This is a genomic window from Lacinutrix mariniflava, assembly GCF_001418015.1.
In the GTDB taxonomy this organism is placed as follows: Bacteria; Bacteroidota; Bacteroidia; order Flavobacteriales; family Flavobacteriaceae; genus Lacinutrix; species Lacinutrix mariniflava.
Genome location: NZ_LIQG01000026.1, coordinates 741,478 through 762,885 on the forward strand (window position 1 = coordinate 741,478; position 21,408 = coordinate 762,885).

The 21,408-nt window shown below is 30.9% G+C and carries 19 protein-coding genes; 14 read left to right on the forward strand and 5 right to left on the reverse strand.

What is annotated here, in order from left to right; all coding sequences use genetic code 11:
- Window positions 1–193: 193 nt before the first annotated feature.
- Together ASC44_RS10215 and uvrC are read right to left on the reverse strand one after the other, a co-directional pair.
- Window positions 194–2,443, reverse strand: coding sequence for a patatin-like phospholipase family protein (locus ASC44_RS10215; protein WP_055447500.1), 2,250 nt, complete (start codon window positions 2,441–2,443; stop codon window positions 194–196).
- Complete coding sequence (gene uvrC / locus ASC44_RS10220; protein ID WP_055447501.1) at window positions 2,444–4,246, reverse strand: excinuclease ABC subunit UvrC; 1,803 nt, start codon at window positions 4,244–4,246, stop codon at window positions 2,444–2,446. It abuts the gene before it with no gap.
- Window positions 4,247–4,353: 107 nt separating this feature from the next.
- On the opposite strand from uvrC, the gene ASC44_RS10225 reads away from it, so the two are divergent.
- The 4 genes from ASC44_RS10225 to ASC44_RS10240 all read left to right on the forward strand — a co-directional run bounded on the left by ASC44_RS10225 (window position 4,354) and on the right by ASC44_RS10240 (window position 7,267).
- A complete protein-coding gene (locus tag ASC44_RS10225; RefSeq protein WP_055447502.1) occupies window positions 4,354–4,785 on the forward strand; it encodes an ATP-dependent zinc protease family protein in 432 nt (143 codons plus the stop codon).
- A 63-nt stretch (window positions 4,786–4,848) separates the two neighbouring features.
- On the forward strand, window positions 4,849–5,721 hold the full coding sequence (gene rimK, locus ASC44_RS10230; RefSeq protein WP_055447503.1) for a 30S ribosomal protein S6--L-glutamate ligase: 873 nt from the start codon (window positions 4,849–4,851) through the stop codon (window positions 5,719–5,721).
- Between the two features lie 2 nt (window positions 5,722–5,723).
- On the forward strand, window positions 5,724–6,698 hold the full coding sequence (locus ASC44_RS10235; RefSeq protein ID WP_055447504.1) for a succinylglutamate desuccinylase/aspartoacylase family protein: 975 nt from the start codon (window positions 5,724–5,726) through the stop codon (window positions 6,696–6,698).
- Between the two features lie 2 nt (window positions 6,699–6,700).
- The gene (locus tag ASC44_RS10240; protein WP_055447505.1) at window positions 6,701–7,267 is read left to right on the forward strand and encodes a 5-formyltetrahydrofolate cyclo-ligase; all 567 of its coding nucleotides are present in this window, start codon (window positions 6,701–6,703) and stop codon (window positions 7,265–7,267) included.
- On the opposite strand, the gene ASC44_RS10245 is transcribed toward ASC44_RS10240, so the two are convergent.
- The 3 genes from ASC44_RS10245 to ASC44_RS10255 form a co-directional block, all read right to left on the reverse strand.
- Window positions 7,264–7,899, reverse strand: coding sequence for a lipoprotein signal peptidase (locus tag ASC44_RS10245; protein ID WP_055447506.1), 636 nt, complete (start codon window positions 7,897–7,899; stop codon window positions 7,264–7,266). The genes ASC44_RS10240 and ASC44_RS10245 overlap by 4 nt on opposite strands.
- Before the next feature lie 26 nt (window positions 7,900–7,925).
- Window positions 7,926–8,549 (reverse strand): DUF4097 family beta strand repeat-containing protein, encoded by a 624-nt coding sequence (locus ASC44_RS10250; RefSeq protein ID WP_055447507.1) that lies wholly within the window; start codon window positions 8,547–8,549, stop codon window positions 7,926–7,928.
- Between the two features lie 69 nt (window positions 8,550–8,618).
- Window positions 8,619–9,674 carry an endonuclease/exonuclease/phosphatase family protein gene (locus tag ASC44_RS10255; RefSeq protein WP_055447508.1) on the reverse strand — a complete coding sequence of 352 codons (1,056 nt, stop codon included), beginning with the start codon at window positions 9,672–9,674 and terminating at the stop codon, window positions 8,619–8,621.
- Window positions 9,675–9,793: 119 nt separating this feature from the next.
- On the opposite strand from ASC44_RS10255, the gene ASC44_RS10260 reads away from it, so the two are divergent.
- From ASC44_RS10260 to ASC44_RS10310, 10 genes are all read left to right on the forward strand, one after another.
- Window positions 9,794–12,571 carry a TonB-dependent receptor gene (locus ASC44_RS10260; RefSeq protein WP_055447509.1) on the forward strand — a complete coding sequence of 926 codons (2,778 nt, stop codon included), beginning with the start codon at window positions 9,794–9,796 and terminating at the stop codon, window positions 12,569–12,571.
- 37 nt (window positions 12,572–12,608) lie between these two features.
- The gene (locus tag ASC44_RS10265; RefSeq protein WP_055447510.1) at window positions 12,609–14,033 is read left to right on the forward strand and encodes a DUF5689 domain-containing protein; all 1,425 of its coding nucleotides are present in this window, start codon (window positions 12,609–12,611) and stop codon (window positions 14,031–14,033) included.
- A gap of 67 nt (window positions 14,034–14,100) precedes the next feature.
- Window positions 14,101–14,478 (forward strand): hypothetical protein, encoded by a 378-nt coding sequence (locus tag ASC44_RS10270; RefSeq protein WP_055447511.1) that lies wholly within the window; start codon window positions 14,101–14,103, stop codon window positions 14,476–14,478.
- A gap of 250 nt (window positions 14,479–14,728) precedes the next feature.
- The gene (locus tag ASC44_RS10275; protein WP_161805014.1) at window positions 14,729–16,507 is read left to right on the forward strand and encodes an OmpA family protein; all 1,779 of its coding nucleotides are present in this window, start codon (window positions 14,729–14,731) and stop codon (window positions 16,505–16,507) included.
- Window positions 16,508–16,625: 118 nt separating this feature from the next.
- Window positions 16,626–17,336, forward strand: coding sequence for a hypothetical protein (locus ASC44_RS10280; protein WP_055447513.1), 711 nt, complete (start codon window positions 16,626–16,628; stop codon window positions 17,334–17,336).
- Between the two features lie 298 nt (window positions 17,337–17,634).
- Entirely contained in the window at window positions 17,635–18,204 is a 570-nt protein-coding gene (locus ASC44_RS10285) for a hypothetical protein (protein ID WP_055447514.1), read from the forward strand.
- A gap of 623 nt (window positions 18,205–18,827) precedes the next feature.
- Window positions 18,828–19,634, forward strand: a complete 807-nt coding sequence (locus ASC44_RS10295; protein WP_055447516.1) for a sensor histidine kinase — start codon at window positions 18,828–18,830, stop codon at window positions 19,632–19,634.
- Window positions 19,624–20,367 (forward strand): LytR/AlgR family response regulator transcription factor, encoded by a 744-nt coding sequence (locus ASC44_RS10300; RefSeq protein WP_055447517.1) that lies wholly within the window; start codon window positions 19,624–19,626, stop codon window positions 20,365–20,367. The genes ASC44_RS10295 and ASC44_RS10300 overlap by 11 nt, the downstream gene beginning before the upstream one ends.
- A 109-nt stretch (window positions 20,368–20,476) precedes the next feature.
- The gene (locus ASC44_RS10305; RefSeq protein ID WP_055447518.1) at window positions 20,477–20,818 is read left to right on the forward strand and encodes a hypothetical protein; all 342 of its coding nucleotides are present in this window, start codon (window positions 20,477–20,479) and stop codon (window positions 20,816–20,818) included.
- Between the two features lie 93 nt (window positions 20,819–20,911).
- Window positions 20,912–21,406: a hypothetical protein gene (locus tag ASC44_RS10310; protein ID WP_055447519.1), complete on the forward strand. Its 495-nt coding sequence runs from the start codon at window positions 20,912–20,914 to the stop codon at window positions 21,404–21,406.
- Window positions 21,407–21,408: the final 2 nt, after the last annotated feature.

Genomic DNA, 21,408 nt, shown 5'->3' on the forward strand with positions numbered 1-21,408 from the left:
TTTTTAAGTTTTTGAGTTAAAAATTTAAAGTATTAAGTGAGACTTTTTACTTTACTAAATGCGGAAAAAGGAAAATGCAGGCTACTCTGGATTTCTTTTAATAAGAAATTTTAGGAAGGTTAATATGTCTTGCCAAGAGTGATTCATCATTAACAAATATCGTGAAATTTTTGGAGTTTAAAAAATGTAATTTTTAAAACCAAAAACCTAGGTTGAAAAACCAGTAGGTTTCTTTTGTTTCTGGCGAGAAACTCGCTTTTGCTTCTATAGGTCCTAGAAATGTTTCCACTCCATATCCTAAGGCATAACCTGAGTAGTCTGGGAGAGAAAACCATTCTATATCTTCTGAACTAAATAAGTCGTCCTCGACATTAGCGTAATTTGCTATTAGCGTTATATGGTTTTTGTTAAAAATTTCGTAATCTAAAGTTATAGTTCCTTTTATAAAGCTATCTCCAGGAAGCGATAAATAATCGTAACCATAGAAGGTTTTAAAATTATTTATAAAATTATTTGCATAGCCTCCTAAAACGAAATCGAGGTATTTGGTGTTTTTTCCATTTATTTTGGTACCGGCTTCACTACTTATAGTCGTACTTAGTTTTGGAGAGAAAGAATACGCATAACCCAAACCTGCTTTTATAATTGAAAATTGAGTAAAATTCTTGTTGAAATCTGAAGAATAAATATACAGATTAAAATCGCTATTAAAATAAAAGCCTTCATTAGGATAGTATTTATTGTCGAAAGAATCGAATCTTAAATTAGCAAAGGCACTTAGATAATCGCTTTTATCGAAGGTCGTTTCACTTTGGTTGGAAGATGATAATAGGGTTTCCGACGTTAATTTTAGGCGTTTATGCTCTGCTCCAAGTGTTAATGATAAATCGTTTTTGTATTGTGTTTGTACGAATATTTTATTGGTAATGTCTGTGGCCTTAATACCTAGTTTGTTTACTCCTGCAGCGGTTATAGCCTGTTGAGATAATAAGGCAGAAGCAGCAACGTTTTTGTTAAACTCGTTATAGCGAGAGGTTAAACCAACACTCCAATAGAATCCCTTGTCTATATAATATTCAAAATTATATCTCACGTTATCTCCTGCAATTAAATCTAAAGACATAATATCACTTTTAAATAATACTTGCTTTTTGGTAATATTAGCTAAGAGTGCACTTTTATATAAACCATCGTAATGAAGACCAAATTTTAGAGCAGTTGTTTTGCTAGTTTCATTAATCTCTGTGTGTAAGTCGTAACCATCAACACCATCAATAGTTGATGGAATTAGTTTATAGGTAAAGCTGTCGAAGTTATTTGTGCCAACTAAATTATTTGCTCCACTTATAAAGTGATTATAGCTTACTTTCTCATAGGGTTTTAGTTTTAATTTACCTAAAACATAAGAGATGGTATAGTTGTCTAGGCCTTTAAATAATATTTGATTTATTTGTAGACTATCTGGTGTTTTAGGTTCTATAATATTCTTTCTCTTTTTAGTTTGTAATTTGGCTAGATCGCTTAATTCATAACTTTTTAATTTTGCTGCAATTTCTCCATTTTCAACTATTTTTTCACCAGCATCAAAAGACACAACGTTAAACTTGGTAATATCAGGTTTAATATAAATATCTGTTTTAGTCGCTTTAATCTTCATATCGTTTATGGTACGAAAATTATTTATTTGAAATAATATAGCAGGAGCAGAAGATAAGTCGCTTCTATTTGCAAGTCCGTCTTGCACATCTACACCAATTATAACATCCATGCCTTTGGCACGTAATTCGTCTATGGGATAGTTATTAGTTACACCACCATCAATTAGTAATTGCTCATCTATCATTACAGGTTGAAATAACGAAGGAAATGCACTACTTGCTTTTACAGCTTGTGCTAGATTACCTTTGTCTAATAGAACAGGTTGTCCTGTTTCTATGTTTGTAGCCATGCAGAAAAATGGAATTGGGAGTTTACTAAAATCATGTACATTATTAACATGTAATGTAAGTTTCGATAATAGGTTGAAGGTATTTTGACCTCTAGATAAGGCTGATGGTAGGTGAACCTTAAATTTATCGAAAGGCAGTATTACCGCATATTTTTCGTGATTTTCGCGCTCGTAAAAGGTTTTTGCACCTCTTGGAATCTCGTCGTTTAAAATTTTATCGAAATCTACACCTTTAAAAATAGAGTCTAATTGTTTGCCAGAATAACCAGAGGCATAGAGTGATCCTATAATAGATCCCATACTTGCGCCACCAATATAATCTATACGAATACCTAAGCTGTCTATAACTTTTAAAGCACCAATATGTGCTAAGCCCTTTGCGCCACCACCACTTAAAACTAAACCAACTTTTGGTTCTTTTATAGGTTTCTCTTGTGCAAGTACGTTCGTGCAAAAGGTGATTAAAAATAATGTTGCGATGATAAATGATTTCATTTATTCGTTTTCGTTTTTATGATAATAGCTATAAATTTTTTCTGCTCTAGAAACACCAACAACTTGTTCAAGTTCATCTAGTTTTGCATTAGCAATTCGTTTGGCAGACTTAAAAACTTTTAACAAATCTATAATGGTTTTTTCTCCAATTCCAGGAATGCTTTCCATTTCTGTATTTAATGCTTGTTTACTTCTTTTATTCCTGTGATGCTCTATTCCGAAGCGGTGTGCTTCGTTTCTTAATTGCTGTATAATTTTTAGTGTTTCACTTTTTTTATCTAAATATAGTGGAATTGGGTCGTCCGGATAGAATAATTCTTCTAAACGTTTTGCAATTCCTATAATTGCTATAGTATTTCTCAATCCTAAAGCGTCTAAGCTTTTTAAAGCTGAAGATAATTGTCCTTTTCCACCATCAATAATTATTAATTGCGGTAAAGGTTCTTTTTCGTCGAGTAAACGTTTATAGCGTCTAAAAACAACCTCTTCCATAGATGCAAAATCGTCTGGGCCAACAACGGTTTTAATATTAAAGTTCCTGTAATCTTTTTTGCTAGGTTTACCATTTTTAAAAACGACACATGCAGCCACAGGATTAGTACCTTGTATGTTAGAATTATCAAAACATTCAATATGTCTAGGCTCTTCGCTTAGAAGTAGATCTTTTTTCATTTGTGCCATAATACGCTTGACGTGTCGATCTGGATCTGTAATTTTAACTTGCTTAAAACGTTCCATTCTGTAATATTTTGCATTACGAATAGAGAGGTCTAAAATTTTCTTTTTATCTCCTAGTTGTGGTAGACTTACTTTTATTTCATCGCCTACTGCAACAAGAAATGGGACGTAAATTTCTTTTGAATTTGAATTAAAACGCGCTCGTATTTCAATAATAGCAAGCTCCAATAATTGCTTATCGGTTTCGTCTAATTTCTTTTTAATTTCTAAGGTGTGCGAACGTATAATTGAACCATAAGATATTTGAAGAAAATTTATGTAACCATATATTTCATCACTTACAATCGAGAAGACATCCACGTTACTAATTTTTGGATTTATTATAGTAGACTTGGCTTGGTAATTTTCTAAGACTTCAATTTTTTCTTTTATTTTTTGGGCATCTTCAAATAACATTTCTTCGGCGAATAAATGCATTTGATGTTTAAACTGTTCTAATGAATCTTTAAAATTTCCTTTTAAAATGGCTCTAATTGCTTCTATGTTTTCATGATAACTTCCTTCAGTCTCTCTACCTTCACATGCACCTTTACAATTTCCTAAATGGTATTCTAAACAGACTTTAAATTTTCCTGAGTTTACATTTTCTTGAGATAATTTATAATTACAGGTTCGTAATTTATAAAGTCCTTTTATTAAGCCTAACAAGGTTTTAACCGTTTTCATACTTGTGTACGGTCCAAAATACTCACTTCCATCTTTAATAACGCGACGTGTAGGGAATACTCTTGGAAAGCGTTCGTTTTTAATACAAATCCACGGATAGGTTTTGTCGTCTTTTAATAGAACATTGTAGCGCGGCTTGTGTTTTTTAATTAAGTTATTCTCTAATAATAAAGCATCGGTTTCAGTTTCAACAACAATATGTTTTATATTAGATATTTTACTTACTAAAACTCTAGTTTTTCCGTTGTCGTGGGTTTTTGTAAAATAAGAGGTAACTCGTTTTTTTAAATTCTTCGCTTTACCTACGTATATAATCGTACCTTCTGCATCATAATACTGATACACACCTGGAGAATTAGGTAAGGTTTTTAACTGTATTTCTAGTGAAGGATTATCCATTAACCCAAAGATAATACTTAAAAAATATTTTAGATAGTAATTATGATTACAAGATTAGTTTAAACCAACTTTTTTGTTAATTTGCACCATAAATTTAAGTTTTAAAAATGCCAAAAAAAATTATAGGCAGAGTAGATAAAGTAGACTTTCCGACTCTTGATTTATTTGATATAGATATTAAAATAGACACAGGAGCTTTTACGTCTTCTATGCATTGTCACAAAGTAATTGAAGAAGATAATTTATTAAAATGCTTGTTTTTCGATAAAGAACATCCAAATTATAATAAAAAAATTATAGTCTTTAAAACCTTTTCTACAACGAAAGTTAAAAGTAGTAATGGAATCGTTCAGAAAAGATATATGGTTAAAACATCTGTTATTCTTTTTGAGAAGAAATATAAAATTGATCTTACCTTAAGTACTAGATCTGAAATGAAATATCCTATTTTAATTGGACGAAAATTTCTTTCCAAGAAATTTCTTGTAGATATTAATTTAAAAAACTTATCCTTTTTAAATAAAGAGCTCTCTAAATAAAGTAACCTTAAGTATAGTAAATAATACTATTTTTGATAAATAATAATACATCAACATAAAATAATGAAAATAATAATTTTATCCCGAAACGCTCATTTATATTCTACTAAACGTCTTGTAGAAGCCGCTAAAAAGCGTAAGCACGAAGTTGAAATCATCGATCCATTAATGTGTGATATTGTTATTGAAAAGAAAAACCCAAAGGTTATCTTTAAAGGAAGAACTTTAGAATGCGATGCTGTTATACCTAGAATTGGTGCTTCTGTAACTTTTTATGGAACTGCTGTGGTAAGACAATTTGAAATGATGAAAGTGTTTACAGCTGTAGAATCTCAAGCTTTAGTAAGGTCTCGTGATAAACTGCGTAGTTTGCAAGTGCTTTCGAGAGCAGGTTTAGGAATGCCAAAAACGGTGTTTTCTAACTATGCAAAAGATGGAGTTCAAAGTGTTATCGATTATGTTGGTGGAGCACCATTAGTTATTAAGTTATTAGAAGGAACACAAGGATTAGGTGTTGTTTTAGCTGAAACAAATAATGCAGCAGAATCTGTAATAGAAGCTTTTAATGGATTACAAGCGCGTGTTATTGTACAAGAATTTATTAAGGAGTCTAAAGGAGCAGATATCCGTGTTTTTATAGTTGATGGCGTAGTAGTAGGCGCTATGAAACGTCAAGGTAAAGAAGGTGAATTTAGATCTAATTTACACAGAGGAGGAAGTGCTAATATAATTGAGCTTACAGACGAAGAAGAAAATGCTGCTTTAAAAGCTGCTAAATCTCTTGGTTTAGGTATTTGTGGTGTAGATTTATTACAATCTGCTCGTGGACCGTTAATTTTAGAGGTTAATTCTTCTCCAGGATTAGAAGGTATTGAGGCAGCTACAAAAAAAGATATTGCATCTACTATTATTCGTTATATCGAACGTAACGTTTAATTATGAGCATTGAAAATAACGATTTAAACATTTTAGGAGAAACAATTAAACCTGGACAAAGCGTAGAAATTAGCTTTAATGTTGCCAAATTACACACTGGAACACTAGTAGATATCCCAATTATTGTGGAGCGCTCTAAAAAGCCAGGACCTGTTATTTTATTTACGGCAGGTATTCACGGAGACGAAATTAATGGAGTAGAAATTGTTCGTCAAATTATCTCAAAAGGAATTAATAAACCCAAAATAGGAACTATAATTTGCGTTCCTGTTTTAAATGTTTTTGGATTTATTAATATGGAACGTGAGTTTCCAGATGGACGCGATCTAAATCGCGTGTTTCCTGGTAGTAAATCGGGTTCTTTAGCGAGCCGAGTTGCATATTCTTTAGTTTCTGAAATTGTACCTCATGCCGATTTTATAATGGATTTCCATACCGGTGGCGCTTTGCGTTTTAATGCACCACAAATAAGAATTGCTGAAGGTAACGAAGAGTTAAATATTGCTGCCAAAATTTTTGGTGCGCCGTTTGTTCTCTATTCTAAGAATTTAAATAAATCTTTTAGAAACACTTGTAACCGTATGAATAAACCAATCTTGCTATTTGAAGGTGGGAAATCAATTCATATAGATAATGATGTTACAAATACTGGTGTAAATGGAGCTAAGCGTATTTTAGCTCATTTTGGAATGCTTCAAAGAAAATTTAAAGTGTCTGAGCCCAAAAAATCTGTCGTTTTTATAAATGAAAGCCGTTGGATTCGTGCTAGTTATTCTGGAATGTTTAAGGCTTCAATAGCTATTGGTTCTAAAGTAGAAAAAGGTCAGGTTATTGGACATATAACAGACCCTTATGGTAAGTTTAATCACTTTGTAAAAACCTCTAATAGTGGCTATGTAATTAATGTAAACGAATCGCCTATTGTTTATCAAGGTGATGCACTTTTTCATATTTCAACTAAATTAGTAAATGATTAGTAATGGTTACCAAAGATGAATTAAGGAAAAAATATAGAAACCTTCGGAATGAATTGACCGAAGATGTTATAAATAATTTGAGTCTTGACATTGCAAATAAGCTACTTAGTTTAGAGATTTGGAACTATGAATTTTATCATGTTTTTCTTTCAATAGCAAGCTTAAAAGAAATAAATACAGATTTTATTTTGAGTATTTTATCTGGAAAAGATAAAAACATTGTGATTTCTAAAAGTGATTTCGAAACGAGAACACTTCAAAATTTCTTGCTAACAGATGGAACAAAAATTAAACTAAATAAATATAATATTCCAGAACCTATAGATGGTATTGAAATTAACAACTCTAAAATAGAGGTTGTATTTGTACCTCTTTTGGCTTGCGATAAAAAAGGAAATCGAATTGGTTATGGTAAAGGTTTTTATGATACTTTTTTAGCAAATTGTAAACCTGAAACTCTTAAAATAGGCTTATCTTTTTATGAAGTAGAGGAAGCTGTTTTTCCCATTTTAGAAAGTGATATTGCACTAGATTATTGTGTTACTCCACAAAATATATATACATTTTAAGCATTTTCTTCTCTCTTAGGAAACGCCTTCTTGTTAAAGAACAGTAAGATACCAAACCCAGTTGCGATTGCGACATCGGCTACATTAAAAACAGGTTCGAAAAAAACAAAGTTTTTACCTCCTAAAAGTGGTAACCACTCTGGTAAATTACCTTGCCACATTGGGAAGTAAAGCATGTCTACAACATTGCCGTATAGTAAGTCGTCATAACCACCATTTTTTGACATAAATGTGGCAACTTGACCAAAGCTGTCGTTAAAAAACACACCATAAAAAACAGAGTCTATAATGTTTCCTAGAGCTCCTGCGAAAATAAAAACTAAAGCTAAAAGAAGTGTTTTAGATTGGTGCTTTTTTATAGAGTTCACTAGCCAATAACCTATACCTAGAATGGCAAGAATTCTAAAAGTAGTTAATGATAATTTTGCTGTTCGATCGCTTATTAAATTTGGAGCGAAGTCGCTTAATTTGGTTCCCCAAGCCATGCCATCATTTTCTACAAAGTAAATCTTAAACCAACTAAAAACTTCGAGCGATTCGTGTAGCTGTAGATGTGTTTTTATATACAGTTTACTAATCTGGTCGATTAGTAATATGATGATTATTAAAATAGAGGCTTTCTTTAAAGACATTGCAATAATTTGAAGCTAAAATAAGGTTATTTTTTAGTTTTATAGATGTTAATGTTTCCGTTAATAGAACGGATCTTTATTTGGTTTAGCGATTCAGTTATTTTTTCGCTTTTAAAAATTCCTGTTTTAGTTTTTGCATCAATTATACCATTATTAGTTTCTACATCAATATTACCATTGTATGTGTTAATTGTAGCATCTCCCTTAAAATTTAAGACTTCTACATTGCCTTGATTTAATTCTAAAAGTAGATACTTGAAAGTGCCATTAATTTTGGCGGATGCTATTGCGCTTTTAATATAGAGATTCAAATGTTTAGGAACTTCAAGAGCTATTTCTATAGAGTGTACTTTATGTGCATTTAATTTATCGTCTGTTTTATATGTTAATTTAGGATAATCGCATGTTATTAAAAGGGAGTTATTCTTAATTTGAGTAATCACTTTGGTGCTTTTTGCATACTCACCTTCTATTTTAGAAGTTATATTAATAGTTTTTGAGGTAGTCGAATTTATTTCTATTTTAAATATAGCATCACCTTCAATAACTATAGATTCTATCTTACTGTTTTCTATTGTTTTATTTTCTATTTTTTGACCATAAAGGAAAAATATAGAAAAGAAAAAAACCGTAAATAATATATTTTTCATAAAAGAATGTAATAAAAAAAAACACTAACTCATTAGAGTTCATGTTTTAAATGTATAAAGTTAATACCTTTAATTCGTTTCCTTTATCAAATATATGTATACAGGAAAGTGATCGCTAAAACCATCTGTAAAACCTCCCTCTGCGAAGCTTCTAAATGGGTAGCCCTTATAACGCCCTTTTTTATTTGTTAAATAGTTTTTATTGTAAATTCCTGCTTTATAGTATCTAAATGAAGAAAAATCGGTTTCAATTAATGGTTTTGTAACCATAATTTGGTCGAATAAACTCCATGCATCTCTATAGGCTGTAGTTCCTAGACCTTGTTTTTTAAACATATTTATAAAAGGATTGTAAATGCCTTTTATTTTAACATCTTTCTTTTTCCTTTTTGCTTTTAAAACATCTTTAATACTGGCGTTTGTAGGGTCATCGTTTAAATCTCCCATCGTTATAATTTTTGCATAAGGATTTAGTGCTTGTAAAGAATCAATAATGCGTTTGTTAAGCTTTGCAGCTGCTACACGTTTTGGACGACTCTTAGCTTCACCACCGCTACGAGAAGGCCAGTGGCTCACTATAATGTGTATGAGGTCGCCTTCTAATTTACCAGATACTAAGAGTTGGTCTCTGGTGTAAATACGTTTTTTTGTATTATTATCATAAATCCTTAGGGTATGTGCACTCTTAGAAATGGGTTGAAATAATCTTTTTTGGTACATTAAGCCAACATCAATACCACGCCTGTCTGGTGATTCAAAATGAACAATGCCATAATCTTTAACTAGTAATAAAGAGTCATTAGCAACATCTTCAACAACATCAACATTCTCAACCTCACATATGCCAATAATAACAGGTGAATTACCGGTAGTTTCAGTGCCAATATCTGCAATTACACGCGCCATGTTGTGTACTTTCTTTTTATAAACCGCTTCACGACCCGCTTTAATTTCCATCATCGGACTAGCTTCATCATTTTTCTCTGTATCATTTACAGTGTCAAACAAATTTTCTAGATTATAAAAAGCCACCGTGTGAATTTTATATTTTTTTTCCTCTTGAGCATTAACGCTTATAAAAGCAGAGATAAGTGCAACAAAAAGCCAAAGTTTAAAATTTTTCATTAGTTATAATGTTATGCATGCATTCAAAATTCTTTCCAAAGGTAGATGTTTCTAATAAATAATGTAAATTTGATAGACTTAAATAGCTGTTATTTAAGGTTTAAACTGTTTTTTATTGCATGAAAATAAAATTACTTATTTTTTTATTCGGTTTGTTTTCTGTTTTTACAATGGTAGCTCAAGAAACGATTGTAAAAGGTAGCGTAAAAGACGCTGTTACAGATGAGCCTCTTCCAGAAGTTACTATTATGGTTGAAGAAACAGGACAGATTGAAACTACAGACGGGCTAGGGCAATTTAAATTTAGTACAGCAGTTCCTTTTGGAGAACAAATGCTTAAAATTTCTAAGTCTGGATTTTTACCAAAAAGATATTCTATTATAGTAAATGAAGGAAAAGTGGTAGATATTCAAGATATGACTCTTGAGGTGGATCTTGGTAGCCAAGCAGATTTATTTACCATCACACTTTCGGATGATGAATTAAATGATGACACTAGCGGTTCTGATAATATTTCAGGCTTATTATCATCTTCAAGAGATATTTTTCAAAGAACTGCTGCTTTCGAGTTTAGTTCTTCTTTCTTTAGAGTAAGAGGATTAGATTCAGACAACGGTACGGTACTAATAAACGGTATCAAAATGAATAAATTCGATACAGGTAGACCGCAATGGAGTAATTGGGGAGGACTAAACGATGTTGTTCGTAATCAAGAATTTTCTCAAGGGCTTTCACCTTCAGCATACACCTTTGGTGGTGTTTTAGGTGCAACAAACATGAATACAAAAGCTTCTTCTTATAGAGAAGGTGGGCGTATAACATACTCCTCTTCTAATAGAAGTTATACAAACCGTTTAATGGCTAGTTATGCTACTGGTTTAATAGAAAACGGTTGGGCTTATGTACTTATGATAGGGAGACGTTGGGGAGACGAAGGTTATCAAGATGCTTCTCTTTACGATTCTAATTCGTTTTTTGCTTCAGTTGAAAAGAAAATTAACGATAAACATAGCTTAAATTTTACTTCAATTTATGCACCTAACCGAAGAGGAAAGTCTTCTTCTAATACACAAGAAGTTTATGATTTAAAAGGAATTAAGTATAACGAGTTTTGGGGGATTTTAAACGGCGAACAAAAAAACTCGCGTATAAAAGAAGTAGAAGAACCCATTTTAATGTTAAATCATACTTGGGATATTTCATCTAAAACCGCGTTAAATACTAATGTTGGATACCAGTTTGGTAAAATTGGAAACAGTCGTTTGGATTATGCAGGTGGTGCAAATCCAAGTCCAGCGTATTATCAAGATTTACCAAGTGATTACTTAGAAGATGGAGATGTAGCAGGAGCATATGCGGCAGAGCAAGAGTTTTTAAACGATGGGCAAATAGATTGGAATAGAATTATCGATGCTAACGTAACAAATAATATTTCTGGTTCAAACGCGGCTTACGCATTGTACGAAGATAGAAATGATGATAAAACACTATCATTAAATACTATTTTTAATACTGAGTTAAATGAAAACATATTGTTCAATGCAGGAATTAATTACAGAAAATTAGATTCTGAAAATTTTGCTGAAATTATCGATTTATTAGGAAGCACTACTGGAGCTTCTAATATAGATGCATTTAGTCAAAGAGCGTATGATGCTAACAATCCAGATTATATAGCTTTTGAAGGCGATAAATTTAGATATAACTATAATATAAACGTAAACGAGCTGTCTAGTTTTGCACAAGCACAGTTTAATTATAATAAAGTAGATTTTTATATAGCAGGAAGCGTAACAAAAACAGATTACCAAAGAGAAGGATTATTTAAAAATGGAAATAATTTTGATAATTCTTTTGGAAAAGGAGATAAGTTAGCGTTTACTGGTATTGGAGTAAAAGGAGGGTTTACTTATAAAATTACTGGCAAGCATTTATTAGATTTTAATGGTGGTTATATTACAAAAGCACCCTCTATTAGAAACACATATACAAACTCAAGAGAAAGCCACGATTATGTTGGTGTAAGATTTGGAGAAAAAGAAGATGGTATTGATATTACTGAAGAAAAAATAATGTCTTTAGACGCAAGCTATATTTTTAGATCTCCAATAATTAAAGCAAAACTAACAGGGTTCTATGCTAAAATAGAAGATGCGAATGAAATCTCTTTCTTCTTTACACAAGGAAGTAATACTGGATTTATTCAAGAAATACTAACTGGTGTTGAAAAAAGGCATATTGGAGGAGAATTAGGTATAGAAGCACAAGTAACGCCAACTATTAAATTAAAAGGTGCAGCTTCTGTAGGACAATATACTTACGATAATAACCCTAATTTATACACCAATTCAACATCAGAAGATTTTGTTGATGAACAAGGTCAGGTTAACCTTGTAACTCCAGTTACAATATCTAATTTGAAAAATTATAAAGTAGCAGCTGGGCCACAAACTGCATATTCTGTAGGTTTTGAATATAGGGATCCAGATTACTGGTGGTTTGGTGCAACTGCAAACTTTTTTGATAATGCTTATGTAGACATAAGTCCATTATCAAGATCAGATGTGTTTTACACAGATGCAGATGGATTGCCTTTTAACGATTATGATCCAGAAGTAGCAGAAGGCTTATTAAAACAAGAGAAATTTAATAACTATATGGTTGTAAATCTTGTTGGAGGAAAGTCTTGGAGAATAGGCGGAAAATATATTGGCTTTTTTGCAAGCGTAGGAAATTTGTTAGATAAAGAATACAAAACAGGAGGTTACGAACAAGGAAGGCGTGCAGATTACAGAGCTTTAAGAGACGATGTAAGTCTTGATAAGAGAGTTTTTGGAGCTAAGTATTGGTATGGAAGAGGAGCTAATTACTTTGTAAATGTGTATCTTAGGTTTTAAAAAATAAGAAAAAGCAGTAATTTTTAACATTTCAATTATGAAAACGAATAAATTAATAACACTGGTATTAAGTTTTATGGCTTTAATAGCTGTGTCGTCTTGTATTGAGGATGATGATTATTCAGTACCACAATCTCAAGGAGCTGAAGAAAATGCAGCATTAAATGCGTTGCTAATTGAAATTGAAGTAGGTGATGTTCAGGTAGTATCTATCGCAGAGGTTAAAATGATGTACAATTCTATAGATCCATTTGAAGTAGATACAGACATAGTTGTAAAAGGATATGTAAGCTCATCTGATGCTACTGGTAACTTTTTTAAAGAGTTTTATATCCAAGATGCTCCAGAAAATCCTACAAGTGGATTACAAATTTTAATGAGCACGACAGACACTTATAATAAGTTTAATAAAGGACGAGAGATATACATTAAACTAAAAGATTTATTTATTGGGGAAACAAGAGTAGGTAATGGAATAACAACTATTGGAGGAGGAACAGAGTCAAACCAATATGGTACAACTGTAACGCCAATTACAAATAGTCAAGAAAGTACTAAAATGTATAGATCTCCAAATACTGAGGCTATTGTACCCTTAAACATCTCTTTTTCTGATGTAACAAGTGATCTTCTTGGAGTGTTTGTTAAATTTAATAATGTAGAGTTTGCAAATAACTTATCTGGAGAACGTTATTTTGATCCTTCTCAAGATTTCGATACTCAAAGAGTTTTACAATCTTGTGGTGGTTTTGCTTATTCAGAATTTATATTAGAAACGAGTGCTTTTTCTAGTTTTAAAAATGAATTATTACCTGTATCAAATGGTTCTATTTCGGGTGTAATTACAAAAAACTATACAGGTGATACAATACTTTTAGTTTTGAATTCTATCGATGATGTAGTGTTTGAATCTTCTCGTTGTTTGGTGTTAGATCCTGCAGATTTTTCTGAAATCATGAGTGAAGATTTTCAATCTGTTACAAACAATACAGATTTAGATATTAATGGTTGGACTAATTTTGCTGAAACGGGATCTAGATTATGGAGAGAAAAGGAGCAAGATGGTAACGGATATACAGAGTTAAGTGGATATTTGTCTAATGACGCTATTAACATTGCATGGTTAGTCTCTCCTGGAATTAATGTAGATGCTCAGGATTTAGAGTTTGTAAGTTTTGAAGTTGCCCAACATAATTTAGTTGGCAATGAAAATACTTTAGAGGTATTTGTATCTACAGATTTTGACGGAACTAATGTATTGACTGCTACTTGGGCGCCAATTTCAGTTGCCTTGCCTTCAGGAGCAACATCATGGTACCAATTTATTAATTCAGGTTTAGTAGATTTATCTTCATATTCAGGGACATTACATGTTGCATTTAAGTATACAGGTTCTGGAACAGATGAAGATTTAGATGGGGCTTACCAAATAGATAATTTTTCTGTATTCGCAGAGATGTAATAAATATTATTTAAACATTATATTAAAATCTAATCGTTTTTACTGGCAGGTTTTTTACTTTTGAGAAATGACAATTTTCGATCAATTATTTTTCTTTATATTTTCTAAATATAAAAAGCAGTATAAACAAAAAGCTAATACAATTGCGTTGTTTTACATATCTATATTACAAATAGCATTAGCTTTTTTATTGGGTTGTTTTTTTGCAGCATTTTTAAACAAACTACATGTCGATACCATGTCTAGCGGTAAAGCTTGGACACTTTTTATAATGTTAGCATTCGCTATTCATTTTAAGAATTGGATAGGCTACAACGGTAAGACTAGAAAAGTGATGAATGCTAAATTCAATAAAAAGAAAGCACCACAATATAATGCACTCCTGCTTCTGGCACTTCCATTTATTTGTATAGGAATGGGATTCTTATTACTTCAAGCGCTATAAATACATTTTCTTTTAAAAAATACAAGCCCACTCAATGAGTGGGCTTTTTTAGTTAATACACTCAAGATTACTAATAATAGATTCAACAATACTAGTGGTGCAGTTGCTATATGTTTAGGTAAGAACTTATTCAATATTTGCTAAATAAAATTACTTGAGACTATACTCTGTAGGACTAATTTAAAATAGAGGGTAACAAAATAGTAACCAAAGTTATCTAAAGATGTATAAACAAATTAAACCTAAAATAATGAACAATTTAAAAAACACTATTAAACTATTTGTTGTTGCATTTGTATGCGCTTTATCGTTTACTACTAACGCACAACAGTTAGATAATGATATTAATTATTTTCAGTTGTCACCAAGAATTGGTTACGATTTCCCAACTTATAATAATAACACACCAGCAATAGATTATAATGGCGGACTAAATTTAGGTCTTTCTTTAGATTACTATTGGAGTACCTTTGGATTCGGTTTCGATTTCGATTACATTAAAAATCAACCAGAAAGTGTTTTTGCAACGGATAATCTTTATAATAGTGGTGGGATATTAATTTCTACCACTAACCTTTCAGAAGATGGTATTTCTAGAATATTCTATGGTATTGGACCCAATGCTCAATTTAGAAGTAAGACAGGTAAATTTGTAGCCGAAATTAATACGCGCTTTGGTTTAGCATCTATTAAAGGAGGTAGAACTTTTCTTGAAAATGCAGCAGCACCAAACGAATTGTTAAATTTTCATGCGGGTTATAAAGATTCTGGAGTATTTACCTTTAAGGGTCAAGTACGTTTTACCTACATGTTAAATAATAATTTTGGTATTAATGCTGGAGCTTATTATATGCGCCACTTTGGTGCGCAAGAATTAGTAGATCCAACCTTAGGGATTTCTGCTGCTTATTATGATACCGTAGAATTTACAGGTCCAACAGGAGAATTTGGACAGCGTTTAGAGGAAGTTAACCTAAGAGAAGAAGCATGTGATTGCGATATTTCTTCGGTTGGATTATTTGCTGGCATTACTTATAAATTTAGTAAAAATAAAAAGGACGATGTTTGCGAGGTTTGTGGAGAAGATCATATGCCAAGATGTTGTGCAACTTGCGGTTGTACTGTAACAATTACTGCTAAAGATAAATTTACATTCGAAATTTTACCAAATACAGATGTTGTACTAACAGATTTATATGAAAACATAGTACAAACCGGAACAACTAATTCCTATGGTGTTGTAGTGTTTAACGATGTCTCTGCAGATGATTATATAGTACAAGCAAAATTGTACAACGTAGATTTAACTGAAACTTCTATCTCTAAAAGCGAATTTATTGATTGTAAAAAAGAAGGAAATAGTATTCAAAAAGAGATTTTTTATGGAGACTTAAATTTTATATTAAAAGGAGATGTAGTCGAGTGTAATACAGCAATAGGTATTCAAGGTGTAGATATATTATTAAAAGATAAAAATAATGCTGGTCAAAAAAACACATTGTCTAATGCCGAAGGAGATTTTATATTTCACTTAAAGCAGACATCAATTTATGGATTAAACGGAAGAAAAGATGGTTATTTTTCTAATGAAGTTGAGGTTACTACATCAGGATTAGATAGAAGTGAATCATTATTTATAGATTTCGAGATGTGTGTAAACCCTTGTGGTCAAGCAATTAAATTAGATAATATTATTTTTAATCTCGATAAATGGGATATTCTTCCAGCTGCACAACCAGATTTAGATTATGTTGTTAAGTTAATGCAAGATAATCCAACTGTAAGTGTAGAAATGTCTTCGCATACAGATTCTAGAGGAAGCAATCCTTATAACCAAACACTATCTCAAAAAAGAGCAGAATCTACTGTAAACTATTTAATGACTAAAGGTATCACTAGAGATCGTTTAGTGGCACGTGGAGCAGGAGAGACAGAATTGTTAAACCGTTGTGCAGATGGAGTAACATGTCCAGAAAGTGAACACACAATTAACCGTAGAACAGAATTTAAAGTTATCTGTCCTCAATAATCTAAAAGTATAAAAGAGGCTATTAATCAATGTCAAGCCAAGATGGATTTATTTCATATTCTAAATGAAATCTTGGCTTATTTAAAATAAAATTAAAATGAATGCAATAAATAGAATAATGAAAAATAGAGATTTAAAATCAAGATTTTTCGCAGAACTTAAATTAGTACTACTAGCGTTAATATTATCAATACCATTATCATGTAGTGATGAAGGTTGTGATTATGATGTAATACCATGTACAGAATCATGTGATGTGTTCGAGGATTTTGAAGATAAAATTCTAGGAACACAAGGTAACTGGATAGGTATTACAACAAATAATGTGGAGTTTCAAACTAGAGGAGGCTCTCAAGTGCTCTATGTGCAAGATGGATCAGGAGGAACAATTGCATATAATGGAGTAGATTTTCCTAGCGATTTAAATGCTCAAGGGTGTGAACTTAATTTAGATATTGAATATTTATCTGGAGGAAGTAACGGAAATACCACAGATAATGGGATAGGTGTTTATAGTGATACAGATCCGTTAAGTGCAGCCGTTAGAGCGTTTTTTGTATTAAACGCCTCAAATCTTATTGTTTCAGGTAATGCTCCTACAACTATTCAAGTTCCGTTAGATTTAGCATCAGGTGTAGTTTTACCTTCTAATAGTTTTGGAACATGGGTTATTAGTCCATCTACAACTCCTGCTGCAGATGTTGCAAGTTTTAATACTTTAATTCAAAATGCCCAAGGTGTCTATTTTGCTATAGATGAAGGCAGTAATCCAGCAGAGCAATGGTGGTTCGATAACTTCTGTTTTAAACAATGTTGTCCAATTCAATAAAACAATTTAGTTTAATTTGAAATTTTTTAAAATAAAAATAATACCGTGCCTTTTAGCACTATTAGTTTTTTGCGGAAGATTTAAAACGTTAAGACAATAAAAAGAGAAATAAAAGGAAACTACACTATTGCTTTACTAAACGATTCAAATCAAGAATATTTTAAATCTCGTAACAACTATCAAGCCTAATAAAAAAATGATTCAAGATTCTAGAAAGAACTAACAAGAAAACTAGATCCTGTATTAACCTGTAAAAACTTACCTTAGTATTCTAACTATTAATTAAACTAATATTAAAATGAAAAATTTAGCATCAAAATCCCTACTTGTTATTTGTATAGCTTTAGCTGTATTACTTTTTAAAGAGTGTGAAGCAAATAAGAATAACAACTGTAGCTACGAAGAACCAACAGGATTAATAACACAAGTTGAAGCAGAGTTAAAAGAGGAAACTTTTAAAAATAAAGAAATGCTTAAAAACAATGTTTTGTTGCAAGTATTAAATAATGATTTAGATAATCAAGATGCAATTATGCAGCTAGAAATACGTAAACAGCAATTAGCTGCTGCAAATATTCCTGTAGGATCAGAAAACCGTGAAGTTTGGTTCGATTTAGAAAATTTAGAAAACTATCTAAATTACGTAAAAACAGAATCTACAGAATTAGGATATGAGAATTTAGGTTTAAGAGTTTATTTTGCGGCAAAAGAAGATGGTAATGTAAAGACAACTGTGTTTTTTACACCAACTTATAGAGAGGGTACGAGAGCTGCAGTACAAGATAATAGTAATACACCAGGGATTGATAGATTAAATTTTGGAAACAGTGGAATGCCTGCTTTCGAACATACTTCAGGAGGAAACTAATATGATGATATATTTTAAAATAGCGCTGATTATTGTTCAGTTAACAGCAATTTTTTTTGCTGTTAACTATTGGAATAGCTACAAAAATACTAATCAACGTTATTTTTTGTTTTTAATAATATTTTCTTCCTTAATAGATCAAGGAGCATTGTTACTTAGTATGTTTTTGCAGTATAGAGTTAATTTTTTATATAATATTTTAATAATAGTATTAGGGTTCTTTTATTTATACTGGTTTAGTAAAATTATCAACAACAAAAAACTAATTAAATTACTGGTTGCCTTATTTAGCTTTTCAACAATATTATCCCTGATATGTTTAAATTTTTATGATTATTTTTTTACCGATTTACTAACGATTGAAACTATCATTATTTTAATTTGTTCAATATTATACTTTATGGAGTTAATTAATAATAATAATGTTATTAATTATTATAAGTCACAACGATTTTGGATAGTAGTAGGGTTGTTAATTTTTTACATTGGATTTTTGCCACTGCATTTACTTATAGCTATTATCAAAGCTAATACTGTGGAGTATCAATCAGCAATACTAATATTAAATTTAATTTTATATGGATGCTACAGTTATAGTTTTGTAGTCAGTAAACATAGAATAGATGAGTAAAGATTTAAATTCGGTATTATTTATTCTTTTTGCAATTGCATTACTAATAATTATTGCGGTAGTTATCCTATTCATAACCTTTAACAACCGAAAAAACAAACTAATACAAGAACAGTTAGCGACTAAGTTAGATAACCAAAAACGGCAACATGATCTAGAATTAAATGCTTTACGAGCACAAATGAATCCGCATTTTGTACACAATTCACTAAATGCTATTCAATACTATATTCAGTTAAACGAAGTTGAAAAAAGTGAAGACTATCTCGCTAAGTTTTCAAAATTAATGCGACTGTTTTTCGAGTATTCAAGAAAGCAGAGTATCTCTTTAGAAAATGAATTAATACTATTAAACAATTATCTCGAAATAGAAAAATTAAGGTTCGAAGATAACTTAGAGTACACCGTTGAGGTCGACCGAAAATTAGATACCGCAGATTTGCTTTTACCACCAATGATTTTACAACCAATTCTAGAGAATGCTGTAAACCATGGCATATTTCATAAAAAAGGAAAAGGAACATTAAAATTAAAGTTTACATATATTAACGATAATAGTTTTAAAGTAGAAGTAATAGATAATGGTATTGGTGTAAATAAAGCACGAGAATTATCTAAAAATAAAAAGCAAACACATACAGAGCATTCTAGTTTCGTACTGGAAGAACGTTTAGCTTTACTAAAAGAAAGTAATAATTGGGACATCGATTTTTCTATTTTAGATCGTAGTGAAAGTGAAGACAACCAAACAGGAACAAGAGTAACTTTAGTATTTAAAGCAGGAGAAAATGAAGATTAAAACCATATTAATAGACGATGAGCGTAAAGCTATAGCTATTTTAAAGAATAAGTTAGAACGCTTATGCCCAGGAATTGAGATTATTGCCGAAACACAAAACCCTAAAGAAGGTATAGCTCTTATAAAGGAACTGCAACCAGATTTAGTGTTCCTCGATATTGCAATGCCTGAATTAAGTGGTTTCGATGTTTTAAAGCAGTTTGAAAAACCAGATTTTGAAATAATTTTCGCCACTGCTTTCGATAATTATGCAATAGAAGCTATAAAACATTGTGCTATTGGGTATTTAGTAAAACCGGTAGATAATAGTGATTTGGTTGATGCTGTAAAAAACGCAAAACATAATATTGAAGAAAAAACAGCACTAATTAAAAACAAACAGTTAATAGAAAACTTAGGAGCACAAACGTTTCAAAAAAAGAAAATAATTGTACCAAGTGTGGAGGGTTTAGAATTTGTTAAAATAGAAGATGTTATCCATTGCGAAGGAGAAACAGGCTACACTAAAATTCATTTAAAAAATGAAAAATCGATGATGAGTTCTAATAGTATTGGACATTTTAATAAAATGCTTGAGAATAATGATTTTTATTTGGTGCATAAATCACACCTAATAAACCTTAGCTACATAGAAAAATACCTTAACGAAGGTTATGTAGTATTAACTGGAAATGCTAAAATTCCAGTATCGCGAAATCGTAGACAAGAATTTTTAGAGCAATTAAAAAAATAGGCAAGTGTTTTAATTAAATGGCTAGTTAAAATAAATTGTGAATCATGAAAGTTTAGTATTTTCTTAACAAATAATGATATAAATTTGTACTTTAAATTCAAGTATTAACATGGCAAAGTTTAACTATTTAGTTATAACGCTTTTATTAAGTATCTCCACTTTCTTCTTTACAGAAAGTAAGATTACTAGTGTCCATAATACTTCACCTCAACCTACAGTACAAGCAAGTACTTCTTCTAATACTAAAGGTTTAATTGTAGACTCACATGTAGATTTTACAGTTGATGCTTCGCAAGAGGATAACATTACATTTTTTAAACAACAAGGTTTATTAAATGCAGTATGCAAGGAACAGCAAGAAAGTTACTTGGTGTATCATAAAACAAGTCAGCTTATAGATGTTGGGCTTACTACAAAACAAATTATTTTCCCATTTCATTGGTTTACATAAAGCAATAGGTTTTTTTAAACTCTTGCAATACTAAATCTTTTATGTAAAGATTTAGTATTGATTTATTATACATTAAATCAAAAATTTTAAACAATGAAATTATCATTCACTTTAATAGAAATATTAGTAGTATCAAGCGTTTTTGTACCATTCTTTATATTCATTTATAAAGGACTTAACAGTACTTCGAAAACAAAGCAAAAAGCAGAAAAAATAACAAAACTAAGTGGTTTTGTATATAAGTTAAAAGAGGTTTGGACCAATAAATTTATTGGACTTGCGGAGGACGATAATATGTTAACTTATATTCAGTTTAATGAAGACAAGCATAAGATTTTTAATCTAAAATTATCTGAAATTAAATCTTGCGAATTGATTACCAATTATAAAACAGGAAAAGATAAAGTAACTAGATTACAGTATTTAGATTTAAAAATTGCGTTTTATTCTAGCCTTAAAGAAGAAGTGATTTTAAACTTTTTTAATACCAATGATGGTTTTACAGAGGACTACGAAATGCTTAGAGTCGAAAAATGGAACAACATAATTAATAAGAATATAAATATTGCTTTAAAAAAAGCATCTTAATT

Bases quoted from the DNA above. Each gene is read 5' to 3' on its own strand.
- ASC44_RS10260 (WP_055447509.1), top strand. From the start codon at position 9,794: ATGAAAATAAAATTACTTATTTTTTTATTCGGTTTGTTTTCTGTTTTT.
- ASC44_RS10300 (WP_055447517.1), top strand. From the start codon at position 19,624: ATGAAGATTAAAACCATATTAATAGACGATGAGCGTAAAGCTATAGCT.
- ASC44_RS10295 (WP_055447516.1), top strand. From the start codon at position 18,828: ATGAGTAAAGATTTAAATTCGGTATTATTTATTCTTTTTGCAATTGCA.
- ASC44_RS10250 (WP_055447507.1), bottom strand. From the start codon at position 8,549: ATGAAAAATATATTATTTACGGTTTTTTTCTTTTCTATATTTTTCCTT.
- ASC44_RS10240 (WP_055447505.1), top strand. From the start codon at position 6,701: ATGGTTACCAAAGATGAATTAAGGAAAAAATATAGAAACCTTCGGAAT.
- uvrC (WP_055447501.1), bottom strand. From the start codon at position 4,246: ATGGATAATCCTTCACTAGAAATACAGTTAAAAACCTTACCTAATTCT.
- ASC44_RS10270 (WP_055447511.1), top strand. From the start codon at position 14,101: ATGACAATTTTCGATCAATTATTTTTCTTTATATTTTCTAAATATAAA.
- ASC44_RS10275 (WP_161805014.1), top strand. From the start codon at position 14,729: ATGAACAATTTAAAAAACACTATTAAACTATTTGTTGTTGCATTTGTA.
- ASC44_RS10235 (WP_055447504.1), top strand. From the start codon at position 5,724: ATGAGCATTGAAAATAACGATTTAAACATTTTAGGAGAAACAATTAAA.
- ASC44_RS10285 (WP_055447514.1), top strand. From the start codon at position 17,635: ATGAAAAATTTAGCATCAAAATCCCTACTTGTTATTTGTATAGCTTTA.
- ASC44_RS10215 (WP_055447500.1), bottom strand. From the start codon at position 2,443: ATGAAATCATTTATCATCGCAACATTATTTTTAATCACCTTTTGCACG.
- ASC44_RS10310 (WP_055447519.1), top strand. From the start codon at position 20,912: ATGAAATTATCATTCACTTTAATAGAAATATTAGTAGTATCAAGCGTT.
- ASC44_RS10305 (WP_055447518.1), top strand. From the start codon at position 20,477: ATGGCAAAGTTTAACTATTTAGTTATAACGCTTTTATTAAGTATCTCC.
- ASC44_RS10245 (WP_055447506.1), bottom strand. From the start codon at position 7,899: ATGTCTTTAAAGAAAGCCTCTATTTTAATAATCATCATATTACTAATC.
- ASC44_RS10280 (WP_055447513.1), top strand. From the start codon at position 16,626: ATGAAAAATAGAGATTTAAAATCAAGATTTTTCGCAGAACTTAAATTA.
- ASC44_RS10225 (WP_055447502.1), top strand. From the start codon at position 4,354: ATGCCAAAAAAAATTATAGGCAGAGTAGATAAAGTAGACTTTCCGACT.
- ASC44_RS10255 (WP_055447508.1), bottom strand. From the start codon at position 9,674: ATGAAAAATTTTAAACTTTGGCTTTTTGTTGCACTTATCTCTGCTTTT.
- ASC44_RS10265 (WP_055447510.1), top strand. From the start codon at position 12,609: ATGAAAACGAATAAATTAATAACACTGGTATTAAGTTTTATGGCTTTA.
- rimK (WP_055447503.1), top strand. From the start codon at position 4,849: ATGAAAATAATAATTTTATCCCGAAACGCTCATTTATATTCTACTAAA.